The sequence below is a fragment of the Thauera sp. WH-2 genome, from assembly GCF_048321015.1.
Taxonomy (GTDB): domain Bacteria; phylum Pseudomonadota; class Gammaproteobacteria; order Burkholderiales; family Rhodocyclaceae; genus Thauera.
Genome location: NZ_JBLWFG010000001.1, coordinates 647,748 through 670,373, shown reverse-complemented (window position 1 = coordinate 670,373; position 22,626 = coordinate 647,748). Strand labels below are relative to the sequence as shown.

Genomic DNA, 22,626 nt, shown 5'->3' with positions numbered 1-22,626 from the left:
TTTTCCCGCATTTCAACCAACCCCCAAAAGGGAGGAGATTCATATGACAACCAAGAAGAGCTGGAAAAAGATCGCTGTCGCTTCCGTGCTGGCAGCCCTGTTCTCTGGCGCCGCCCAGGCCGCCGAGTTCAAGTTCACGTTCGCGCACGTGCTGGTCGAAAGCACCCCCAACGCAAAGGCTGCGGTGAAGTTCAAGGAGGAAGTCGAGAAGAACTCGAAGGGCCGTATCGAGATCAACATCCGCCCGGCTGCGCAGCTTGGCGGTGACGTGGAAATCATCGAACAGACCCAGATGGGCCTGGTGCACATCGCGATTCCGCCGACGGGCAACCTCGCGAACTTCGAGCCGAAGATGTACCTCTTCGATCTGCCGTTCCTGATGCCTGACAACGACGCGATGAAGCGCGTGCTTGATGGCGCAGTGGGTCGTGAGCTGCTCGACACGCTCGACAAGAGCAACCTCTACGGCGTGAACTTCTGGGGCGCAGGCTTTCGCCAGATGACGAACAACGTTCGCCCGATCACGCACCCGGATGACCTCAAGAACATCAAGATGCGCACACTGCAGGCGCCGGCGATTCTCGCCACGTATCGTGCCTATGGTGCAAACCCCACTGCGATGGCCTTCACCGAGGTGTACAACGGCCTTCAGCAAGGCGTCGTCGAGGGCCAGGAGAACCCGTTCGCGAACATCTATTCGATGCGTTTCCATGAGGTTCAGAAGTACCTGACACTGACCCGCCACGCTTATCACACCTATGCAGCCGTGATGAACAAGGCGGCGTGGAATTCTCTGCCGGATGATCTCAAGAAGGTCGTGGCGGATGCCTTCGATGTGGGCCGCGACTACGCCCGCCAGATCACCGATGAAGAGGATGCGCGCATCATCGCTGAGATCAAGGACAAGATCGAGATCCGGGAGCTGACGCCTGAGGGCCGCGCAGCTTTCATCGAGAAGTCCAAGCCTATCTACAAGGAGTTCGAGTCCCGGGTTACGCCTGAACTGCTCGATAAGGCGCTGAAGGCAGCCGCTGGCAACTAATCGCTGATCTGACCGGGGACGGCAATGATTCACGCGCTCAACAAGCTCATCGACTGGGTCGAGAACATCATGGTGGTTGTCCTGATGCTCGTGGCCACCGTCGTTGCCATCGTGCAGGTTGTGGCACGGTACGTATTCAATAACTCGTTGTACTGGTCCGAAGAGCTCATCCTGTATTCACTGATCACGATGAGCTTCCTGGCCGCCAGTATGGGAGTGCGGTACGCCGCCCACATCTCGGTGGAAATGTTGTACGCATTTGCCGGCCCCCGGCTCACCCGCGTCCTGAAGTACGTGGCGACGATCCTGGGGTTCATCTTTGCTGCCACGCTGGTCTATTACGGCGGACGACTCTTCATCAACACGTCCAGCATGGGGCAGCTCTCACCGGCAATGCAGATCCCCGTGGCCTACATCTACCTGACGATTCCCGTGGCGGGCGCTTTCATGCTGGCCCGGTACCTTTTGATCTTTCAGACCCTGGTGGCCGGCAAGGACTACAAGCCCCTTGCGACCACCATGAGCGCGACCTGAGGAAGGGCACGCAATGATCTCCGCTCTGGTCCCCATCTTCTTCAGCCTGCTGCTCTTCGGTCTGCCGATCTTTGCAGCCCTTGCACTGGCGGTTACGGCTGCGCTGTATTTTTTTGGAGGGATCGATCCGCTGGTGGTGCCGATGCGGATGTTCTCAGGGATGAACAACTTCTCCCTGATGTCGATCCCGTTCTTCATTCTCGCGGCCGAGTTGATGCGCATCGGCGGGCTGTCCGACCGGCTCATCGAGCTTGCCAAGGCGCTCATCGGCTGGCTACCCGGGGGGCTGGCAGCTGCGACCGTTCTGGCTTGTCTGTTCTTCGGGTCAATCTCCGGCTCGAGTCCGGCAACCGTCATCGCGATCGGCACGATCATGTATCCGGCCATGGTGGCGGCCGGCTACAACAAGTATTTCTCCATCGGCCTGATCGCGACGGCAGGGACACTTGGTCCCATCGTTCCGCCCAGCATCGCGCTCATCATCTATGGTTCGGTCACTGGTACTTCGGTTGGAAAGCTCTTTGCCGGCGGCCTGCTGCCCGCATTGCTCATTGGCGGACTGCTCATCGCGTACACCACCTGGTACGCGATCCGGAACGATTACTCGCGTGATCCCTTTCCGTCGCTGAAGCAGATCGGCGCGGCGTTCAAACGCTCCGCATGGGGACTTGGTCTGCCTGTCATTCTTCTTGGTGGAATCTATAGCGGCGTCTTCACGCCGACCGAGTCAGCGGCAAGCGCATGTCTGTACGGATGGTTTGTCGGTGCTGTGGTGTACCGGAGCATCAGTTTCCGTGCGCTCCTTGAGATCCTTCGGAATACGGGTTTGCTGTCGGGCACCTTGCTGCTGATCACGGCAGGTGCTTCCGCATTCTCTTGGATCCTGGCGAGCACGGGCACGCCGACCCAGATCGCCTCGGAAGTCTTGTCGAGCACGGACTCCCCGATCCTCATCATGTTGCTTTTCAACGTGATCATGCTGATTGCCGGCTGCTTCCTCGACAGTGCCTCCGCCATCATCATCCTGGCGCCGCTGATGCAGCCCATCGCCGCTCAGGTGGGCGTCGATCCGGTCCATTTCGGCATCATCACGCTGGTGAACCTGTCCGTGGGCATGCTCACACCGCCGGTCGGGCTGAACCTCTTCGTTGCGATGGGCGTGGCGAAGATGACCCTTTACGAGATCTTCCGCGCGGCACTACCCACTATCTGCCTGATGGTCGTGGCCCTGCTGCTGATCACTTACATCCCCGCGATCAGCACGCTGCTTCCCAACGCACTTTACTGATAATCATGAAGCGCATCTTCCTGCTTTCGACGGGGGGCACGATTGCCAGCGCCCCGGGCGAGAACGGCCGCAACGTCTCCGGAGCACTCCCGGGAGAGGCATTGGTTCAGGCGCTGGCGCTGGCCGACGATATCCGGGTTGAGGTCGAGTCGGTGCTGCAAAAACCCAGCAACGCCATTGACGCCGCGGATTGGGTGATGATTGCCCGCCGGTGCGAAGCCCTCACGGCCGATGGCCTGGCGGATGGAATCGTGATTACACATGGAACGGACACGCTCGAGGACACCGCGTATTTCCTCGAATGCGTGCTCGATACCTCGGACGTGCCCGTCGTCGTCACCGGGTCGCAGCGCGTGCCACATGCGCTGGGCAGTGACGCGCATGCCAATCTGAGACGCGCGATTGAGGCTGCCGCATCAGGGCGCTCACACGGCATGGGCGTAATGGTGGCGTTCAACGAATCGCTGTACAGCGCCAATTTCGTGCGCAAGGTCAGCAGTTTCCGCCTCGATGGGTTCGACGCGCCGGGCCTGGGCTGTTTGGGTTTCATTGATAACGGCGAGGTTCAGATCCTGCAGCGCCCCATGCGGCAGCGACGCCTTGTCCGGCCTTCTGCGCTCCCCCGGGTCGATGTTCTGCCCGTGTATGCAGGTGCGTCGGCCGCATTCCTGGAAGCTGTGCTCGCAAGCGCCCCGGCCGGTATCGTCATCGATGGCGTCGGACGCGGTCACGTGCCACCTGACTGGATGCCAGTGCTGCGCGCGGCGATGGACTGTGGCCTCCCAACGCTCATCTGCAGCTCCACCTTGCATGGCGCGACTCATCAGAGCTATCAGTTTCCCGGCTCCCTGCACGAGCTGGAAGAAGCCGGAGCCGTCGGTGTGCGGCACCTGAGCGCGCGCAAGGCCCGCATCCGACTGGCCTTGCTGCTGGCCAATGGGGTATCTGCCCCGCAAGCAATCCGAGCCGCCTTCGACTGGCAGCCCAACCGCTGCTGAAGCCTTCAACGAGGAAAAATATGTCTGCATCCAGAATCGCCGTTATCCCGGGTGACGGGATCGGCAAGGAAGTCATGCCCGAAGCCCTGCGTGCGCTTGCCGCGCTTGGAGAGCGGCACGGGCTCGCCCTTGAGTACGAACACTTTGACTGGGCTTGCGCCGAGTATTACCAGGCACACGGCGACATGCTCCCGGCAGACTGGTTCGAGCGTCTGAAGGGCTTTGATGCAATCCTCTTTGGCGCCGTGGGTTGGCCCGAAGTCGTACCCGATCACATCTCCCTGTGGGGCTCGCTACTGAAGTTCCGACGCGAGTTCGACCAGTACATCAACCTGCGCCCGGTCCGGCTCATGCCCGGCGTGCCTTGCCCGCTCGCAGGGAAGAAGCCTGGCGATATCGACTTCCTTGTCGTACGGGAGAACACCGAGGGGGAGTACACCAACCTCGGCGGCAAGATCTTTGGCGGTACCGAGCGCGAAGTGGTGCTGCAGGAGGCAGTGTTCTCGCGTCACGGCGTCGATCGCGTGATCGACTATGCGTTCAAGCTGGCGTCCCGGCGTGAGCGCAAGCACCTGACTTCGGCGACCAAGTCGAACGGCATCGCAATCAGCATGCCTTATTGGGATGAGCGCCTCGAAGTGGCTGCCGAGCGGTACCCTGACGTTCGATGGGACAAGTACCACATCGATATCCTTGCCGCCCGCTTCGTGCTCTCGCCCGAGCGCTTCGACGTGGTTGTCGCTTCCAATCTTTTCGGCGACATCCTTTCCGACCTCGGGCCCGCATGTGCAGGCACCATCGGCATCGCGCCCTCGGCGAACCTTAACCCGGAGCGTCGCTTCCCTTCGCTCTTCGAGCCTGTGCACGGCTCTGCGCCAGACATCTATGGCCGAAACATCGCCAACCCCGTGGGGATGATCTGGTCGGCCGCACTGATGCTCGAATTCCTCGGCGAACGTCAGCCTGCATGCCTCGCAGCCGCGCAAGAACTGGTCGGTGCCATCGAGCATGTGCTCGAACACGGCCCGCGCACACCGGACCTCGGCGGATCAGCGGACACGACGGAGATGGGCAAGGCCGTCACCGCCGCACTGACCCGGACTTGAGGCGCGCCGCGATGAGTGCGACAACACCCTTCCCATCGCTGAGCGAAGATGCGAGCCAGGCCATGGCCCATGTGGACGGCAGGCGGCTGATTGGCCTGCAACGCGCACTGGCAAACTTCGGCGGCCGTGAGGATGGCGGCGTGGCGCGCGAGGCGCTGACCGCCGCCGAGCGCGAGGCCCGACGCTGGCTCCTCCAGCAAGTGACCGGCCCACGCTACAGCTGGCACATCGATGCGGCGGCCAATCTTTTCCTGCGCCGCGCCGGCACCGATGACAGTTTGCCGCCGGTGATGACGGGTAGCCACATCGACACCCAGCCCGTCGGTGGCTGGCTTGACGGCGCCTACGGGGTCATTGCGGGGCTCGAAGCCTTGCTTGCACTTGACGCGGCGGGCATCGAAACGCGGCATCCGATCGAACTGGCCATCTGGACCAACGAGGAAGGTTCTCGCTTCAGTCCCGGCGCGATGGGTTCGAGCGCCTTCGTCGAGCCGGCCTCTCTCGCAGCCTCGCTGCTCAGCACCGATGCCGAAGGAGTTCGTTTCGAAATCGAACGCGACACCTCTGTTGCCGCTGTGCCTGAAGCGTCAAACGTGCCGCTGGGTCGTCCGGTTCAGGCCTATGTGGAAGCACACATCGAGCAAGGACCAATCCTGGAAGCTTCCGGCTGCAGACTGGGAGTCGTCACCGGCATCCAGGGCGTGCGCTGGTTCGAAATCACCGTGCGCGGCAGCAGCGCGCACGCGGGTACGACTCCGCTCGACAACCGTCGTGACGCCCTGATGACCGCAGCGACCATGGTTGGACGTATCGGCGAAATGGCCGTTTCGCTCAAAGATCCGGCTCTTCGCTTGACGGTGGGTCGCTTTGAAGCGGCCCCGGGCGCCATCAACACCGTCGCTGACCGCGTCACCTTCACGATCGATCTGCGCCATCCCGAGGACGCGGTCCTGGCTGCCTGCGAACGCCGCATTCGGGAGATCGTGGCCGAGGGTACCGGGACCTGTGTCGCCGAAGTGGGGCGCCTGATGCAGCGCGCCCCGACGATATTTGCCAATGAAGTTGTGTCGATCGTCGAGGCAGCCGTTGTCGCCTCGGGTGAACCTTACTGTCGAATCGTTTCGGGCGCCTTCCATGATGCAATGCACCTGGCTGACCATTGCCCGTCAGCAATGCTGTTCGTACCCAGCCACGGGGGCATCAGTCATAACGCCGCTGAAGATACGGACGAGGCCGACCTGATCGAGGGCGCTCGCGTCCTGGCGGGTGTTCTGGTGGAGCTTTCGCGCTGACGGGGGCTTGCGTTCGCTGCTAGGTTGGAGCTCGATGACGAGGGCGGACGGTGCGGCGACCTGCGCGCAGCCGCCGACCGCGTCTCAGGCATATCCAGCCCGCCGTTGCGGTGGAGCGCCTCTGCCGTCACGTCCGACCGCACAACGTCTCGACCGTGCCACTTAAAGAGCCACGACCCGCGCGAAGTGCAGCTGCAGTGATGGCTTGGAAAGCAAAAACGCGCCGAAAGGCGCGTTTTTGCTGGTGTTCTGGCGGACAGGGCGGGATTCGAACCCGCGTTGGGATATTATCCCAAACACGCTTTCCAGGCGTGCGACTTAAACCACTCATCCACCTGTCCGTGACGAGCCCGAGAGTATAGCGGCAAGGTGGCGCTCAGGGAAGGGTTTTCCACTCAAATGCGCGCCCGCCAATTGCTTTCAGGCGGCCTTGGGGGCGTCAAGCAACTCGCAGCCGTGCGGGTAACGGTGGCGTGGGTAGTGCGCGCCGTTGGGTGTCAGCGCTGCTGCGACGAGAGGAGCTGGTCGACCTCGGCGTGAAGGGACTCGAGTTCGGTGAGGAGCGCGGAGAGATGCGCGTGGACTTGCGGGGCGTCCGGCACGTCGTCGGCTTGTTTGCAGGTAGCCTCGAGCGTACGCGTGAGCGCCACGGCGGTGTCGGCGTGAAGTTGCATGAGGGCGCCGCGCAGGGTGTGGGCGTGGCGGGCCAGCTTGGCAATGTCTTGCGCTGCAGCGGCCTCCAGTAGACGCTCGCGCATTTCGGTCAGCCAGGGCGATACGGTCTGCAGCACAGCGTCGAGGGCGGACTGGCTGCCGAACAGGTCTTCGCGCAGTGCTTCGGGTGAGAAGTGGCAGGGCGGGATGGTGGGCTGTGGGGATTGCATCGGGGTGGCCTTCGGCGGGGAGATCATGATGTGCGCGGCACCGGGCTTGCGGCAGTGCCGATGGTTTCGACCACCGAGGACGGCGTGATCGGTTTCGTGAGGACCGCGTCGAAACCGCAGGCGATATACCGCCTGTGGTCCTCGTCGTGTGCATGAGCGGTGTAGGCGACGAGGCGGATGGCGTCGAGCGCAGGGTTTGCGCGGATACGGCGGCAGGCTTCCTCTCCGCTCATGCCGGGCATCGAGATGTCGAGCAGGATGACGAAGGGCTGCTGTGCGTCCAGGCGTTCGAGCATGGGCAGGGCGCTTGCGAAGGACTCCACCGCCCACCCGGTGCGCTGCAGCAGCACGGCTGCGATGTTGAGGTTGACGGGGCTGTCGTCGACGACGAATGCGAGCGTGTTCATGTGTTTTCCTCCGGGAGGTGCGGGGGAGGCTGGCAGGGCAGGTGCAGGTCGAAGCGTGCTCCGTGCCCCGGGGTGCTGATGGCGTGGATCTCGCCGCCCATCATCATTGCCAGGCGACGCGACAGGGTGAGCCCCAGCCCGGTGCCGCCGTGGGTCCGATTGAGAAAGGGGCGCGCCTGATAGAAGGGGTCGAAGATCCGCTCCAGCTCTTCCGCAGTGATGCCGATGCCGGTGTCGGAGACAGTGAGCCGCACGGCCTCGGGGCCCGGTGCCAGCGTGATCTCGACGCCGCCTTCGAGCGTGAACTTGATCGCATTGGAAACGAGGTTCTCCACGATCTGTCGGACGCGCACCGGATCGGCGGTGATGTGGCAGGGCGCCTCGGGCAACCGGGTGGTGAGGCTGATTCGTTTGGCTTCGGCGCTGACCTGATGCAGTGCCGCAACCGATCTGAGCAGAGCACAGAGGTCGAAGGTCTCGGGGTGGATGCGCATGCGGTTGGCTTCGACCTTGGCGAGGTCGAGCACGTCGTTGAGCACGGCCAGCAGGTGGCGGCTGCTGTGCCCGATGGTGTCGGCGAAATGACGGTGCTCCGGGCTTTCGAGTTCGGCCGCCAGCAGGTCTGCGAAGCCGATGATGCCGTTGAGCGGGGTGCGCAGTTCGTGCGACATGTTGGCGAGGAACTCGCTCTTCATTCGGTTCGATTGCTCCGCGCTGACGCGTGCGTGGTCCATGTCGAGGATCGAGGTGCGCACGGTGTCGGCCATGCGATTGAAGGAGCGCGCGAGTTCCGCGAGCTCGTCGCGGCCATGCGGGGTGAGACGGTGGTCGAGCTCGCCCTTCTCGAAACGATGGATGCCGTCGACGACGTCGGTGATGCGCCGCGAGAGCAGGTTCGCCATCCAGATCGCGATCAGGATCACGGCGACGGCCATGATCAGGGTGGACACGGCGAGCCCTGCCGAGGTCTGGCGCAGGGTGCGGCGGATGTCCGAGACGAGTTTGTCGCGCGCCTGACGAGTCTGCAGGTCTGCGGCGTCGATCATCTGGCCGATGCGGCGCCCGGATTCGGTGGCGGCGCGGTGGAACTCGTCGATGTTCGCCCCGATCGTCACATAGCCGAAACCGCGCTCCGAGCGAGCGTAGGGGCCGGTGTGGTAGGGGATGGCCGCGACCGTGGTGAGTTTGCGCAGGCCGCTGAACTCGATGACGAAGGAGCCCGAACCGCCGTGCTCGGTCATGTCGTGCCAGCCCAGGCATTGAGGGGAAAAGCTCAGGTAACGACAGTCCAGGCCCACCTGTCCGGAGGCGGTCGATTCAGGATGGGGTTCGCGGCTTAGGCGCTGGTCGCGATAGGCCGGGACGGTTGCCGCGAAATGCGTCCACTCCAGCCCGCTCGCCTGCCAGGCATTGAAGAGCTCTGTGTCCAGCCAAGGCACGGCGCGCTGGCCGGTGGTGGGGTCGAAGCCGTGGATGAAATAGTCTCGCGCGTGCGAGATGTTGTGCCCTTCGTCATCCCACATGAAGGCGTAGTTGCCCGAGGCCGGATCGGCGATCGGTGCGTGGCGCTCGGGGGTGGGGCGCAGGGTGTCGGTGAAGGCCATGATGTGGGCGTGGTCGAGCGCAAGCGTCACATAGCCCGTGATCTGTCCATCGCGCACGACCGGTGTGGCCCAGCGAACCAGACCACGGAAGCGGACGCCCACCGGATTCTCCAGGCCGGCGTAACCCGATGCCTCGGGCGCGAAGGGCTTACCTTGCCTTCGTGCCTCGTGCAGGGTGTACTCACCAATCCAGTGTGTATGCACCTGGGCGCCGATGACGCGGGACACGTGGATCTCGCCGGGGGCGAGCTTTTGCAGCGCGGGCCAGTAGGTTTCGGCGCGCACGAAAGTGTGCGCGGGATCGCGGATGTCGTGTAGCGCCGGGTCAAGCAGGCCGAGGGCGCGGTCACTGTGCACCTTGATGCGCTCGTGGCCATCCAGATCGATGAAACTCATCTCCAGGAAGAGCGGGCGTAAGGTCTGGTGGGTGCGCGGATCCGGCGTGCGGTAGTGGAAGCTGCCCGCGTTGTCGGGGAGCGGGGCGCGGACCAGCGCCGGCCTGTGCAGTGCGGGATCGGCTTCGACCCAGCGCGTGCCGTCGACGTCCAGCGCGTACGGCGCGTGCTCCTCGAGCAAGCGCAGGTGGGTATCCAGGAAGCGACGGTAGGCGTCCGCTGCGGGTGGGATCCGGGCTGCGCGCAGGATGTCCTGGTCACGGTCGTACAGGAAGCGCGCGACTTCGCGTGCCACATCGGTGGTGAGCGCTTCGATCGCTTCGCGAGCGCGGTCATCGAGCGCCTCGATGGCGTCACCAATCGCCGTGGCGCCGGTGCGCCGTTGTGTGTCCAGCATGACGTCGGCCATGCTCACCGCGCGCAGGGTGACGAGCCTGCCCAGATCGGTGGCCGCCTGCCAGGCGAAGAGCGCGAGCAGCAGCAAGGGCAGCACCTTGATCGCAATGAAGATCGCGATCAGCCTGGCCCGCAGGCTCATCTCGGCGAAGTGCGGCAGCGAAGAGGCGGGCATCGGCGCGCCCGGCGCGGTGGTGGGCGGAACGCTCAGGCTTGCTTGCGGCTACGCAGGCATTGGGCGATGAGGGCCTGGATGTAGCCGCGCAGCTCGTGGAAGGGGATCGGTTTGCGATACACCGTCACATCGTCGGGAAGGCCGCCTTCCACCTCGATCTCCTTCTCCGAGAGCGCCGACACGACGACGATCGCGACCTCGCTCGCGAGCGGATTGTCGCGCAGGCGGCGGATCATCTCGAAGCCGTCGATGCCCGGAATGCGCAGATCGGCGATCAGCAGGTCGGGTGGCTCGCGCCCGACCTCGACCAGGGCGTCCAGCCCGTGCTCCATGTAGCGGACGTCCATCGGCAGGCTCCAGGTGGAGAAGTTCTGCCGGTAGACGTTCTGCAGCAGTCGATCGTCCTCCACCACCAGCACGCGCAGGCGGCCACCGCTGCGGCGCTGGGTGACGCCGGGGCCGCGCGCGCGCGCAAGCAGGGCATCCACGGAATCCTGTCGTATGCGGCGGTGTCCACCCGCGGTCTTCCATCCGGCGAGGGTGCCGCTCTCGACCATCTGCTGGACCGCACCCAGCGAGAGACCCAGCTGTTTTGCGGCTTGAGCAGTGCTGATGAATTCGCGGCCGGTGTCGATATTGGAAGCCATGGTGAATCTTCGATTCGCAGGAAAAAGCAGAAAATAGCAGAAACAAGGCTTGTCTGCTAAGTGAAAATGAGTTTGATCATGCTCGGCGGCGGTTTACGGAAGCCGGCCGCAGCGCAGACCGGGAGCCTGGCGCGCAGCTAGAATGCAGGAGCGCCGCGCTGTCACAAGGCCGCGCCAGCGCGGCATCCATCGTAAGGAGGAGAATAGACCGTGAGCATGCGTTCATCGAGAAATGTGCTGGGCGGGCCCCTGCTGGCATGCAGCTATGCCCCCCTGACGGGCTTCTACCGCACCGGCTGCTGCGAGACGGGACCGGACGACCTCGGCCGTCACATCATCTGCGTGCGCGTGACCGATGCGTTTCTGGACTTCTCGCGCAGCGTGGGTAACGACCTGTCGACGCCGCGCCCGGAGCACCGCTTCGCAGGGCTGAGGGCGGGGGACCGCTGGTGCCTTTGCGCACTGCGCTGGAAGGAGGCGCTTGATGCCGGAGTGGCGCCGCCAGTCGTCCTTGAGGCAACGCACGAGGCGGCCTTGCGCGTGGTCGATCTGGGGACGCTCAAGACGCACGCTTACGGCGCCATGCAGGGGCCGGACGCGTGAGCGAGGCGCGGTGGACGATGCGGGATGCGCTGGCGCGCCTGCTCGCGGTGCTGGAAACGGGCCTGGTCGAGCGCAGCGAGGCGCTGCGCCTGAGTCTGCTGGCCGCACTGGCCGGCGAGCACACCCTGCTGATCGGTCCGCCGGGGACGGCCAAGAGCGCGCTTGCGCGGCGCATCCATCTCGCCTTCGCTGGGGCGCAGTACTTCGAGCGCCTCCTCACCCGTTTCACCGTGCCCGAGGAGCTGTTCGGGCCGCTGTCCATCCGCGGGCTGGAGCAGGACCGCTACGAACGCCATACCGCCGGTTTCCTGCCGGAAGCGTCGATCGCCTTCATCGACGAGGTCTTCAAGGCCAACAGCGCGATCCTCAATGCGCTGCTCACGCTGCTCAACGAGCGCGAGTTCGACAATGGTGCGGGGCGCGTGCATTGCCCCCTGATCAGCGTGCTCGGGGCGACCAATTCCGTGCCCGAGGATGAGGTGGCAGAGGCCTTCTTCGACCGCTTTCTGCTCCGCCTCGTGGTGGAGCCGGTGACAGCTGGGGGCTTCGGTGCCTTGCTCGGTGAAGACCGCGTCGGAGAGGACCGGTGGCCAAGTGTGCCGGCGGCCTTGCGGCTTGGCGAGGCCGAGCGTTCGGCCCTGTCGCGTGCGGCGGCTGCAACGCCGCTGTCGTCGGCCGTGCTGGCGCGCCTGGCCGAGTTGCGCGCGTGGCTGGTCGAGCACGGCCGCTACGTGTCCGACCGGCGCTGGGTGAAGATCGCGCACCTGCTGCGCACCGCAGCGGCGAGCGAGGGCCGCGCCCGGGTGGTGGAGTGGGATCTTGCCTTGCTGCCGTCCTGTGTCGCCTTCGACGCGGCGTCGAGGCGCACCGTGGCGGACTGGCTCGCGGCACGCCTGGGTGTGCGGGAGGCGAGCTCGCCGCCACGCGTGGCGCGGGTGGTGGAGGCCTTCGAGGCCCAGCTCAAGGCCGAACGCGAGGCCAATGACCTCGATTACGACGCGTCGGGCCGTTTGCGCTTCTCTGCAACTGCGCACGCGGCCGAACTGGCGGGGGAAATGTCGCGCCAGCTTGCAGAGGAGATCGGTGATGCCAAGGGCGGCGCGGCGGCGCAGCGCATGACCTACGCACGCAAGCGGCGCTATGGCGCGCTGCATGTCGCCGCACGCACCGGCCAGATCGACGCCCTGATCGGGCGTATCGCGCGTTACCGGGCGGAACTGGACGAACGCTGCAGCGAGCTGGAGGCCTGGGCCGCCCAGTCCTTGTGGGTCGATCCGGGCTTCGTGGCGGCTTCGCGCGCCCAGCTTGCCGCTGTCCGAGAGGCGCTGGAGGGGCTGGAGGCGCGTGCGCGAGCGACCCGGCTCGGCTTCGAGTCGCTGCCGCGCCTGGACGCCGATGGCGTGGCGCCGGTGCCGGTCGAACACCTGCCGCTGGCGGAGTAAGGCCCCGATGGCCGACCACCACCGTGCCGATCAGCCGCCCCAAAGTGTGCGGCCGGTGTTGTTCGAATCCCTCGAGGCGCCGCTGGAGGCGCTCGACCGTTTGCCAAGGGGGCTTTGGCTGGGCGGGCTGACGCATGCGGCCGGGGTGCTCGATGACCGTCTGCAGGCAGTCGAGGTCTGGCGGACGGCGCTGCTCCAGGGCGTGCTTCCGGCGCCCGTGCCTGCGTGGCCCGCTTTTCCGCTTGCGCAGGCCGTGTGTGCCAGCTTCGAGCAGCTGCGCCTGGCTACCTACTGCCGCGGCGATGAAGCGCTCACCGACACCGTACTGCAGGGGTTGCTCTTTCATCTCGACCTGATCGTGGACTACCGCGACCGTGGTGCAAGCGAGGCGGAGGCGCGCGCGATGGCGGTGGCGGCCTTCTCTGCGGACTGGGCCGAGCGCTGCGGCGAGGTGGATGCGCTGATCGGCGCGTTCGGTGAGTTGGGGGACCTGCTCAAGAACACCCGCTGGGATGCGCTGCGCGGCCTGCTGCGCAGCCGCGAATGGCAAGAGATGGTGCGTATCCGTGCGCTCATCGAGCGCCTGCCCGAGCTTGTGCGCATCCTCCGCGGTCTGGGGCGGGTGCTGCCGACCGACGCGCCCAGCGACGCCCATCACGCACTGGAGGAGGCGCTCGAGCCGGCGCAGGCGCTGTGCGCCACCTCACACAGTGTGCGTGTGCCGGAGATGCCGGGGGCCACGCGCGGTGTGCAGCGCTCCGGGCGCATCGCCCGCATGCTGCCTGCCGAGGCGATGCTGCTCGGCCACCCGCAACTGCGTCTGGTGTGGCACGCGCGTCGCGCAGAGCGCACGCTGCTGGTCTACGAGGACGACGACACCTTGCCGGCGCTGCGTCAGGGACCCACGCCGGTGCAGCGTCCGAGTCCGCGCCCGGCTCCGGCAACGCGGCTGGAGATGGGGCCGATGCTGATCTGCGTCGACACCTCCGGATCCATGCAGGGCGGCGCGGAATCCGTGGCCAAGGCCGTCGTGCTGGAAGCAGTGCGTAGCGCGCATGCCCAGGGGCGTGCGTGCCACATCTTCGCCTTTGGCGGGCCGGGCGAGATCGTGGAGCTGGCCGTGGGGATCGATTATGAGGGCGTGCGCCGGCTCGCGGCCTTCCTTGCCCAAGGCTTCGGCGGCGGCACCGACATCTGCGGCCCGCTCGAGCGAGCCATCGCTCGTATGGAGGACACAAGCTGGCGCCAGGCCGACCTGCTCATCGCCTCCGATGGCGAGTTCGGCGCCACGCCGATGCTGGCCGAGCGTTTGCACGCCGTGCGCCGCGAACACGGGTTGCGCGTGCAGGGCATCCTGATCGGCGACCGCGAAACCATCGGTCTGCTCGAGCTTGCCGATGAGATCCACTGGGTGCGTGACTGGCGTCGTTACGGCCGCCCCGAGGCTGCCGCGCGAGGCGAAGGCGCCGAGGCGGGCGGCTCGCCGGTACATTCGCAACAGCTGACCGCGCGCTACTTCCCCGGTGCGCTGCGCAGCCCCGAGAACCGCGCGCGCACCGTGAGCCCCCAGGTCGCAGCTGCCGCAGTGCGTGCCGGCCTTCACCGAGGAGATCCCCCATGAGTTTTGCCGCCGACCTCGTTGCCCAGCTCGAACACGCGACCGCCGGCCAGCCGGTGCCGCGGGTGCGTGCCCTGCATCTGCCACCCGCCGAGGCTGCTGCGTCGAAGACCGGCGAGTTCTGCGCGCTCGAGCTGGACGATGGTGCGCTGGGGCTTTCGTACGTGCTGCTCGATCACACCTTGCAGCGGCTGATCCAGTCGGGTGGCGGGGAGGGGCTCGTCGGCATGGGGGCGCTGGAACTGGCGCGGGCGTTTGCGGCGCCGTCGTCGTCTGGCGAGCAGGCGTCCGATGGCGCGGTTGCAGGGGCGTCCGGTTTCCGGGCAGCGGCGCTGTCGGGCCGCGCGCACACGGCGTCGCAGGATCCTGCGCAGGCGCTGCGCCGCACGCTGGGCTTTGCCGCGTGCAATGCGCTGTCGCGTACGGTCATGGACCGCATGGGCTTCGCCCCGCCGCGTGCCACCGACTCCATCGGCGGCATCGCCCCGCAGGCGGGGGATCACGTCGGTATGGTCGGCCTGTTTTCGCCGCTGCTCAAACAGGTGACTGCAGCGGGTGCGCGCCTCACGGTGGTCGAGCTCAACCCGGACTATGCCGGCCAATACGACGGCTACCACGTTACCCTGGATGCGGCCGAACTCCAGGGTTGCAACAAGGTGCTCTCGACCAGCACCATTCTGCTCAACCACACCGTCGACAACATGCTTGCCCAGTGTCGGGGCGCCGAGCGCATCGTCCTCATCGGTCCCAGCGCAGGTTGCCTCCCCGATCCACTCTTCGCGCGCGGGGTCACCCTGATGGGCGGCAGCTGGATCACCGATCGGGCGGGATTCATCGACGCCCTGCGCCGTGGCGACCCCTGGAGCGCCTTCGCCTACAAGTTCGCCCTCACCGCCTCCGACTGGCCCGGCCGCTGAGGCATGCAGGGCATGCGGGTGAGGGGGAGGGCGCGGCGGGGCGCTTTGAGCACGCGCCGCGCAGCCACGGCCCATGTGGGGCGCCTGCGCAAGCGGAAGCGCCTGGTGCCCGCTCGCCCCTTGCTTATCCGAGGGCGAGGCGCTCCGGGAGGCTGCGATCGGCCAGCGCGCGCGCGAGCTGCCCGGCGGCGGTGCCCAGGCAAGCCTCGAGTCGACGGCTGAGCACGGAGGCGGGTGCGTTGCCGTGACGCAGGAGATGGACATCGAACGGCATTGCCGGCGAGAGTCGCAGTACGGCAACGCGCTCGGGGGCGAGGCTGGCAGCCGTCAGGCTGTCGATGAAAGCGTAGCCCAGGCCGTGCTCCACCAGCGTTGCGGCGAGCGCGTAGGTCTGGACCTGGAAGGCGCGTTGCGGTACCCAGCCGATCTGATCCAGTCGCATGGCCAGGCGCTCGCCCAGCGGAGTGTGCTCGGCCAGTGCGATGAAAGGGCGCCCCGCCAGCCATGTCCGGTGCCCCGGGCGCAGGGCGTCGACCAGCCACGTGCGCGGCGTGGCCAGCACCATCTCACCCTGCGCAAAGGCCGTGCGTGCCAGTGCGACGTGTGCGGGGGCCTCGATCGCGATGCCGACCTCGATCTCGTAGGCAAGCAGATGGGCCTGGATTTCGTGCGTGTGGCTCGCCCACAGATCGCACTCGACTGCGGGGTGTGCTGCGCGCATGGCTGCGAGCGCAGCGGGGAGCACGCTTCCTGCCAGTGAGGGAGTGGCTGCGACCCGCAGCAATCCGGATGCGCCGTGGCGCAGATTGGCCGACAAGGCGTCGACACGCTCGATTTCGCTCCATGCGCGCTGAACCTGTGAGAACAGCGCCTGCGCCTCCGGGGTCGGCACGAGACGGCCGCGTCTGCGCTCGAAGAGCTCGAACCCCAGGCCGGCCTCGGCATGCTGCAGCACGCGCGAGACGACCGGCTGCGAGACGTTCAGCATGCGCGCGGCCCCACTGACGGACCCAGCGATCATCACTGCCCGAAAAACCTCGATCTGGCGCAGTCTCATCGCAACCATGTCTCCAGTGCATACCTGAAGCCATGATCCGAATATCGATCCTTGTCTGCAAGACCTACAGTGGGTGCGAGTGGGCCGTACTTTCTCCGGCCCTGCATCGGAGCAGCGGATTCATGCACATCGTGGTCATCGGGGGAGGCATCGTAGGCCTGAGCACGGCCTGGTATTTGCAGCAGGACGGTCATCGCGTCACGCTGGTGGACCGCGCGGATGGGGTCGGCATGGGGGCCAGCCATGCCAACGGGGGGCAACTTAGCTATCGCTATGTCGCGCCGCTGGCCGACCCCGAGGTGCTCGCGAAGATCCCGGGCTGGATGCTGCGGCGCGATGCGCCGGTGCGCTTCCGTCCGCGCTTCGACCCGCAGCAGTGGGGCTGGTTGATGCGCTTCCTGGAGAGCTGCAATCGTTACGACAAGGTGCGCTCGATTGCCAGCCTGCTGCCGCTGGCGTTGCACAGCAGGGCGTTGATGCATGCGTGGGTGGACAGGCAGGGGTTCGACTTCGACTTCGTCCCCAACGGCAAACTGGTCGTGCATCGCGATGCGGGCAGCTTTGCATCGGCAAAGCGCGCGCTCGCGTCCACACCGGCGCTCGGTGCGGTGCAGCAAGCGCTGGACGCCGATGCCTGCTTCGCAATCGAGCCCGCCATCGAGCGGCTGCGCGGACGCATCCACGGGGGCATCCATACGCCTACCGAGGATGCGGGGGACTGCCTGAAACTGTGTCGTGCGTTGAGCGAGCACATGGCCCGGACTGCGAACCCGGTGCAGTTCGAACTCGGTCGTACCGTGCTCGGCTTTCAGCGTGCAGGTGGGCGCATCGCCGGGGTGCTGACCGATGGCGGGAGCATCGATTGCGATGCCTGCGTGCTCGCTGCCGGGACGGCCGCTGCGGCTTTGGTGCGCCCACTTGGCGTCCGCCTGCCGATCTACCCGGTGAAGGGCTACAGCATCACTGTTCCGGTGGGCGCTGGCGTGCGCGTGCCCGCGATCAGCGTGACCGACTTTCAGCGCAAGATCGTCTACGCCCGGCTCGGCAAGCATTTGCGCGTGGCGGGCATGGCCGACATCGTCGGTCATGATGATCGTGTTGCGCGCGACCGCATTGCGACCCTTTTGGCCGAGACGCAGGCCTGCTTCGGCGATGGGTTCGACCCCCGCGCGGTCACGTCCTGGTCAGGTTTGCGCCCCGCCACCCCGACGGGTCGTCCGATCATCGACCGTGCCGGTGCCGATAACCTGTGGCTCAACGTCGGCCATGGCGCGCTGGGTTTCACCCTCGCGGCCGGTAGCGCGCAGGTGCTCGCCGACCTGATCGCCGGTCGTGCACCCGCTTGCCCGGTCGAGGACTTCCGTCTCGATCGCGCACGTCCTCGTGGTGGCGTGTTTCCGCGCAGGTAAGTGGCTCGTCGGTTGCCAGAGGGCCGGCGCGCAGGGCGCTCGCCATTTCTGGCGGCGATGGCAAGCGCGGGTGGGGCCGGTCATCAGGGCTTAACGAGGCTTGGTCACACTCCCGCAGATTTTTTGTTGACCGGGTGTCACATGTCCTTCAGTCAGGAATGCGAGGCAGGGCTGCGTCACGTTCTCGAGCGGCGCCAGTTGGCGTTCGTTTTTCAGCCCATCGTCGATCTCTCGCGCTCGACCCTCTTCGGCTACGAGGCCCTGATGCGCGGCCCCGCGGGTACGCCGCTCGAGAAGCCGGACGACCTGCTCCGTATCGCAAAGCAGTGCGGGTTGGCGAGCACGCTCGAGGTCGATGCCGCCAAGGGCGCCATCGAGGCGTTCGCCGCGCTTCAGTTGCAGGGAAAGCTCTTCATCAATCTCAGCGCACCGCTGATCACCGACTTCGGGCGCGAGGGCGGCGGGGGCCTCATCCGGTGCGCGGTGGATGCGGGCCTTGCACCCTCGCGCCTGATCCTGGAACTCACCGAGCATGAGCGTGTGGAGGATGTCGACTGCCTGCAGGCCGCGTTCGCTGCCCTTGCCGGGCAGGGCGTGGGGCTGGCGCTCGATGATTTCGGTGATGGTCGCTCCAGCCTGCGCTTGTGGGCGCAGCTCAAGCCGCAAATGGTCAAGCTGGACAAGTTCTTCGTTCGCCAGATCCATCGTGACAGCCGCAACGTCGAGGTGGTGCGTGCCATACTCAGGCTGTGCGCTGCCTTTGGTACGCCCCTGGTAGCCGAAGGGGTCGAGGGCGTGGAAGAACTCGCCGTGCTGCGCGACCTCGGATGCCACTTCGGCCAGGGCTACCTGTTCGGTCGGCCCGCGGCACATCCGGAGACCGCAGTGGCGGCGGCAGCGTGCGAGGTGCTCAACTCCTCCAAGATTTCGGTGCTGCCGAATCCGGCGCCCCGCCCCGACCTGGCGGAGACCATCGGGCGCTTGAGGATCGAGGCGCCCACAATCGAGGTGGCGGCGTCCAACGGTGAACTGATGCAGCTCTTCACGGGGCATCCGCGCCTGCATGCCGTGGCCGTGGTCGATCGGAACTACCCCATCGGCCTGGTGAACCGGCGCGACTTCGTGGACAAGTTTGCCCAACCCTATTCGCGCGAGCTCTATGGGCGCCGCTCGTGCATGCTGTTCATGAACCCAACGCCCTTGCGGGTCGAGGCCGGCGCGACGATCGATTCGCTCGCGGCCGTACTCACCGGAGACGATCAGCGCTATCTGCACGAGGGGTTCATCATCACGGAGGGCGGCCGCTATGCGGGGCTGGCGACCGGCGAGAGCCTCGTGCGCGCGGTGACGGAGCGGCGCATCGAGGCTGCGCGCCATGCCAACCCGCTCACCTTCCTGCCGGGCAACATTCCCATCACCGAACACATCCGCCGCTTGCTCGATGCCGGGGTGGAGTACGCCGCAGCCTATTTCGACCTGAACAATTTCAAGCCCTACAACGACTTGTACGGCTACTGGCGGGGTGACGAGATGATCAAGCTCGCTGCCCAGCTGATCCTGGCGAATGCCGATCAGTCGCAGGACTTCGTCGGCCATGTCGGGGGCGATGATTTCGTCGTGCTGTTCCAGAGCGATGACTGGCGGCTGCGGTGCGAGCGCATCGTGCACGCTTTCAATCTGGCCGTGCGCGACCTCTTCGATGCCAGCGAGCTCGCCCGCAACGGCTTCGAGAGCGAGGACCGCCGCGGCTTCCGTGCATTCTTTCCGCTCACCACCATTGCGGTCGGCGTCGTCCGTGTCAGCGCAGGACTGTTCCACAGTCCGGAAGAGGTTGCTTCGGCCGCTGCAGCGGCGAAAAAGGATGCCAAGCTGTCGGGGAGTGGCATGAACGTGGCGCCTCATGAACATGCGCCGATGCTGATGGCCGTGGCGGGCTGATGACGTGAGGCTGCGTCCGAGAGATTCAATGCGCTTGCGGTGGCCTGGTTGACGCACTGCGGCCACGAGGGCACTGGAGAGCGCCTGAGCGCGCGACGTGTGGATGCAAGGGTCGGGGCAAACCTGTCAAACTCCGGCCGATGAGAAGACTGCATCTGAATCCGTATCTGCTGCTGACATTGGCTTCGCTGTTCTGGGCCGGGAACATGGTGATGGGGCGCGGCCTGCGTGCCGATCTGCCGCCCGTGGGGCTGGCATTCTGGCGCTGGGTGGTGGCGTTCCTGTGCGTGCTGCCGCTGGCATTGCCACACCTGCGTGCGCAGTGGCCCCTGCTGCGTGCGGCTTGGAAGCAGGTGGTGTTCCTGGGTGTGTTCGGGGTGGGCCTGTACAACACGCTCGCCTACGCAGCGGTTCAGCACACCACGGCGACAAGCGCCTCGCTGCTCAACTCCTTCATTCCGGTGGCGACGATTGCGCTCGCCTTCGTGTTCCTCGGCAAGCGCCTGAGCCGCGCCGAAGCGCTGGGCGTTACGGTTTCGCTTGCGGGCGTGCTGTTGCTGATCGCACGCGGGCGCGTGGACACCCTGCTCGGGCTGGAGCTCAACGCAGGCGACATGTGGATGCTGGTCGCCGTGCTGTCGTGGAGCATCTACACCGTGGGCCTGCAGTGGCGTCCGCAAGCGGTGCATCCGATGCTGCAACTGGCCGCTTTCATCCTTGTGGGCCTGATCATGCTGGCGCCAGTGTACGTATGGGAGATCGCTGCCGGTGCCACGATTCATGTGCATACCGGATCGGTCCTGGGCATCCTCTATGCCGGCGTGATGGCGGCCTTCCTCGGCTTCCTGTGCTTCAACATGGGTGTGGCAGCGGTCGGGCCTTCGGTGGGCTCCCTGTTCATCCACCTGATGCCGGTCTTCGCGGGAATCCTGTCCACTCTGCTACTGGGCGAGCGCCCTGCCTGGTATCACTACGCCGGCATGGCGCTGGTACTGGGAGGGATCGTGCTCACCATGCGCCGCCCTTCGGTGTGAAAAATTTGTCCAAAACCAATTTGCTAGAATAGGAGCTCGCTAACCAGACAGGAAGTTCAATGTGCGGAATTGCAGGTGAGTTGAGATTCGATGGCGCCTCCCCCGACCTGCCGGCGCTGGCGCGCATGAATGCGCAGCAGCAGGCACGCGGGCCGGACAGCGGCGGCGTGTTCGCGCAGGGTGCGCAGGCTTGGGGCCATCGCCGGCTGAAGATCATGGACCTGTCCGAATCGGCGCAGCAGCCGATGTTCGACCCCGCACTCGGCCTGGGTATCGTGTTCAACGGCGCCATCTACAACCACCCCGAACTTCGCCGTGAGCTCGAGGCCAAGGGCTACGCCTTCTATTCGCACGGTGACACCGAGGTGTTGCTCAAGGCCTACCATGCCTGGGGCGAGGATTTCGTCACGCGGCTCAACGGCATGTTCGCCTTCGCGATCTGGGAGCGCGACAGCGGCCGTGTGCTGCTCGGCCGCGACCGCCTGGGCATCAAGCCGCTGTATTACGCGCCGATCGCGGGCGGGCTACGCTTCGCCTCCGCCTTGCCGGCGCTGCTCGCGGCGGGCGGGGTGGACACCTCGATCGACCCGGCGGCACTCAACCATTACCTCTCCTTCCACGCCGTGGTGCCTGCGCCGCATACGTTGCTGGCCGGCGTGCGCAAGCTCGCCCCGGGCACGCTGATGCGCATCGAGCCCGACGGCCGGCGCAGCGAGCGCAGCTTCTGGACGCTGGACTACGCCCGTGACGCCGCCGACGAGTCACGCAGCTTCGAGGAGTGGACGGAGATCCTGCTCGACGGCCTGCGCGCCGCGGTGAAGCGCCGCCTGGTGGCGGATGTGCCGGTGGGCGCCCTGCTCTCGGGCGGGGTCGATTCCAGCCTCATCGTCGGCCTGATGGCCGAGGCAGGCGTGAAGGAACTGCGCACCTACAATGTCGGCTTCGCCGATGTGGGCGGCGAGAAGGGCAACGAGTTCGAATACGCCGACATCGTCGCGCGCGAATTCGGCACGGTGCACGAGCGCATCTTCGTGCCCGAGCAGGAATTGCTTACCCGCCTGCCCGAGGCGGTGGCGGCGATGAACGAGCCCATGGTGAGCCACGACTGCATCGGCTTCTACCTGCTCTCGGAGGCGGTGAGCCGGCACAGCAAGGTGGTGCAGAGTGGGCAGGGCGCGGACGAGGTGTTCGGCGGCTACCACTGGTACCCCAAGCTCGCCGGCAGCGCCGACCCGGTGGCGGACTACCTCGCAGCCTTTCGCGACCGCGACTACGACGAATACCTCGCCACGGTGAATCCGCAGTGGCACGGCGTGGATGCGAGCGCGGCCTTCGTCGCGGCGAGCTTCAACGCCCCCGGCGCGGACGACCCGGTGGAGAAGGCGCTGCGCCTGGACACCACGGTGATGCTGGTCGACGATCCGGTCAAGCGTGTGGACAACATGACCATGGCCTTCGGGCTGGAGGCGCGCGTGCCCTTCCTCGACCACGCGCTGGTCGAGCTCGCCGCGCGCATCCCGGCGCGGCACAAGCTCGCGCACGGCGGCAAGGGCGTGCTGAAGGAGGCGGCGCGCAAGCTGATCCCGGCCGCGGTGATCGACCGCCCCAAGGGCTACTTCCCGGTGCCTGCGCTCAAGTACCTGCAGGGACCGGTGCTCGAGCGCGTGCGCGATGCACTGTCCAGCCAGTCGGCGCGCGAGCGCGGGCTGTTCCGCAAGGACTACGTCGACACGCTGCTCGCCGACCCGTCCGCTCACATCACGCCGCTGCGCGGTTCCAAGCTCTGGCAGCTGGGGCTGCTGGAGTGGTGGCTGCAGACGCATGTGGCCTGAGGATCGCG

Annotated in this window: 19 protein-coding genes and 1 tRNA gene; 14 read left to right on the top strand and 6 right to left on the bottom strand. The window is 66.0% G+C overall.

Going from position 1 to position 22,626, the window contains the following annotated elements:
- Positions 1-43: 43 nt before the first annotated feature.
- The 6 genes from ACNKW1_RS03225 to ACNKW1_RS03200 are packed head-to-tail and all read left to right on the top strand — an operon-like array spanning position 44 to position 6,260.
- Positions 44-1,042 carry a TRAP transporter substrate-binding protein gene (locus tag ACNKW1_RS03225; protein ID WP_418363143.1) on the top strand — a complete coding sequence of 333 codons (999 nt, stop codon included), beginning with the start codon at positions 44-46 and terminating at the stop codon, positions 1,040-1,042.
- Between the two features lie 24 nt (positions 1,043-1,066).
- Positions 1,067-1,576 carry a TRAP transporter small permease gene (locus tag ACNKW1_RS03220; RefSeq protein WP_418363142.1) on the top strand — a complete coding sequence of 170 codons (510 nt, stop codon included), beginning with the start codon at positions 1,067-1,069 and terminating at the stop codon, positions 1,574-1,576.
- A 13-nt stretch (positions 1,577-1,589) separates the two neighbouring features.
- Positions 1,590-2,864, top strand: coding sequence for a TRAP transporter large permease (locus ACNKW1_RS03215; protein ID WP_418363141.1), 1,275 nt, complete (start codon positions 1,590-1,592; stop codon positions 2,862-2,864).
- 5 nt (positions 2,865-2,869) lie between these two features.
- Entirely contained in the window at positions 2,870-3,862 is a 993-nt protein-coding gene (locus tag ACNKW1_RS03210; protein WP_418363140.1) for an asparaginase, read from the top strand.
- Positions 3,863-3,882: 20 nt separating this feature from the next.
- On the top strand, positions 3,883-4,968 hold the full coding sequence (locus ACNKW1_RS03205; RefSeq protein WP_418363139.1) for a tartrate dehydrogenase: 1,086 nt from the start codon (positions 3,883-3,885) through the stop codon (positions 4,966-4,968).
- A gap of 11 nt (positions 4,969-4,979) precedes the next feature.
- Entirely contained in the window at positions 4,980-6,260 is a 1,281-nt protein-coding gene (locus tag ACNKW1_RS03200) for a M20 family metallo-hydrolase (protein ID WP_418363138.1), read from the top strand.
- 250 nt (positions 6,261-6,510) lie between these two features.
- On the opposite strand, the gene ACNKW1_RS03195 is transcribed toward ACNKW1_RS03200, so the two are convergent.
- From ACNKW1_RS03195 to ACNKW1_RS03175, 5 genes are all read right to left on the bottom strand, one after another.
- A tRNA-Ser gene (locus ACNKW1_RS03195) sits at positions 6,511-6,601 on the bottom strand.
- A 156-nt stretch (positions 6,602-6,757) separates the two neighbouring features.
- Complete coding sequence (locus ACNKW1_RS03190; RefSeq protein WP_418363137.1) at positions 6,758-7,144, bottom strand: Hpt domain-containing protein; 387 nt, start codon at positions 7,142-7,144, stop codon at positions 6,758-6,760.
- 23 nt (positions 7,145-7,167) lie between these two features.
- The gene (locus ACNKW1_RS03185) at positions 7,168-7,551 is read right to left on the bottom strand and encodes a response regulator (RefSeq protein ID WP_418363136.1); all 384 of its coding nucleotides are present in this window, start codon (positions 7,549-7,551) and stop codon (positions 7,168-7,170) included.
- Positions 7,548-10,121, bottom strand: a complete 2,574-nt coding sequence (locus ACNKW1_RS03180; RefSeq protein ID WP_418363135.1) for a sensor histidine kinase — start codon at positions 10,119-10,121, stop codon at positions 7,548-7,550. Before ACNKW1_RS03180 ends, ACNKW1_RS03185 begins: the two co-directional genes overlap by 4 nt.
- Before the next feature lie 32 nt (positions 10,122-10,153).
- On the bottom strand, positions 10,154-10,768 hold the full coding sequence (locus ACNKW1_RS03175) for a response regulator (RefSeq protein WP_418363134.1): 615 nt from the start codon (positions 10,766-10,768) through the stop codon (positions 10,154-10,156).
- 216 nt (positions 10,769-10,984) lie between these two features.
- On the opposite strand from ACNKW1_RS03175, the gene ACNKW1_RS03170 reads away from it, so the two are divergent.
- The 4 genes from ACNKW1_RS03170 to ACNKW1_RS03155 are packed head-to-tail and all read left to right on the top strand — an operon-like array spanning position 10,985 to position 15,348.
- Positions 10,985-11,371 (top strand): DUF2237 family protein, encoded by a 387-nt coding sequence (locus ACNKW1_RS03170; protein WP_418363355.1) that lies wholly within the window; start codon positions 10,985-10,987, stop codon positions 11,369-11,371.
- Positions 11,372-11,388: 17 nt separating this feature from the next.
- Positions 11,389-12,813 carry an AAA family ATPase gene (locus tag ACNKW1_RS03165; RefSeq protein WP_418363354.1) on the top strand — a complete coding sequence of 475 codons (1,425 nt, stop codon included), beginning with the start codon at positions 11,389-11,391 and terminating at the stop codon, positions 12,811-12,813.
- A 7-nt stretch (positions 12,814-12,820) separates the two neighbouring features.
- Positions 12,821-14,434: a VWA domain-containing protein gene (locus ACNKW1_RS03160; RefSeq protein ID WP_418363133.1), complete on the top strand. Its 1,614-nt coding sequence runs from the start codon at positions 12,821-12,823 to the stop codon at positions 14,432-14,434.
- Positions 14,431-15,348 (top strand): Rossmann-like domain-containing protein, encoded by a 918-nt coding sequence (locus tag ACNKW1_RS03155; protein ID WP_418363132.1) that lies wholly within the window; start codon positions 14,431-14,433, stop codon positions 15,346-15,348. The genes ACNKW1_RS03160 and ACNKW1_RS03155 overlap by 4 nt, the downstream gene beginning before the upstream one ends.
- 124 nt (positions 15,349-15,472) lie before the next feature.
- Here ACNKW1_RS03155 and ACNKW1_RS03150 read toward each other — a convergent pair whose 3' ends face one another.
- On the bottom strand, positions 15,473-16,414 hold the full coding sequence (locus tag ACNKW1_RS03150) for a LysR family transcriptional regulator (protein WP_418363131.1): 942 nt from the start codon (positions 16,412-16,414) through the stop codon (positions 15,473-15,475).
- 113 nt (positions 16,415-16,527) lie between these two features.
- Here ACNKW1_RS03150 and ACNKW1_RS03145 point away from each other — a divergent pair, with 113 nt between their 5' ends.
- From ACNKW1_RS03145 to ACNKW1_RS03130, 4 genes are all read left to right on the top strand, one after another.
- Positions 16,528-17,814: a D-amino acid dehydrogenase gene (locus ACNKW1_RS03145; RefSeq protein ID WP_418363130.1), complete on the top strand. Its 1,287-nt coding sequence runs from the start codon at positions 16,528-16,530 to the stop codon at positions 17,812-17,814.
- 141 nt (positions 17,815-17,955) lie between these two features.
- Positions 17,956-19,752, top strand: coding sequence for an EAL domain-containing protein (locus ACNKW1_RS03140; RefSeq protein ID WP_418363129.1), 1,797 nt, complete (start codon positions 17,956-17,958; stop codon positions 19,750-19,752).
- Between the two features lie 140 nt (positions 19,753-19,892).
- Positions 19,893-20,786, top strand: coding sequence for a DMT family transporter (locus tag ACNKW1_RS03135; protein WP_418363128.1), 894 nt, complete (start codon positions 19,893-19,895; stop codon positions 20,784-20,786).
- A gap of 59 nt (positions 20,787-20,845) precedes the next feature.
- The gene (locus tag ACNKW1_RS03130) at positions 20,846-22,618 is read left to right on the top strand and encodes an N-acetylglutaminylglutamine amidotransferase (protein ID WP_418363127.1); all 1,773 of its coding nucleotides are present in this window, start codon (positions 20,846-20,848) and stop codon (positions 22,616-22,618) included.
- Positions 22,619-22,626: the final 8 nt, after the last annotated feature.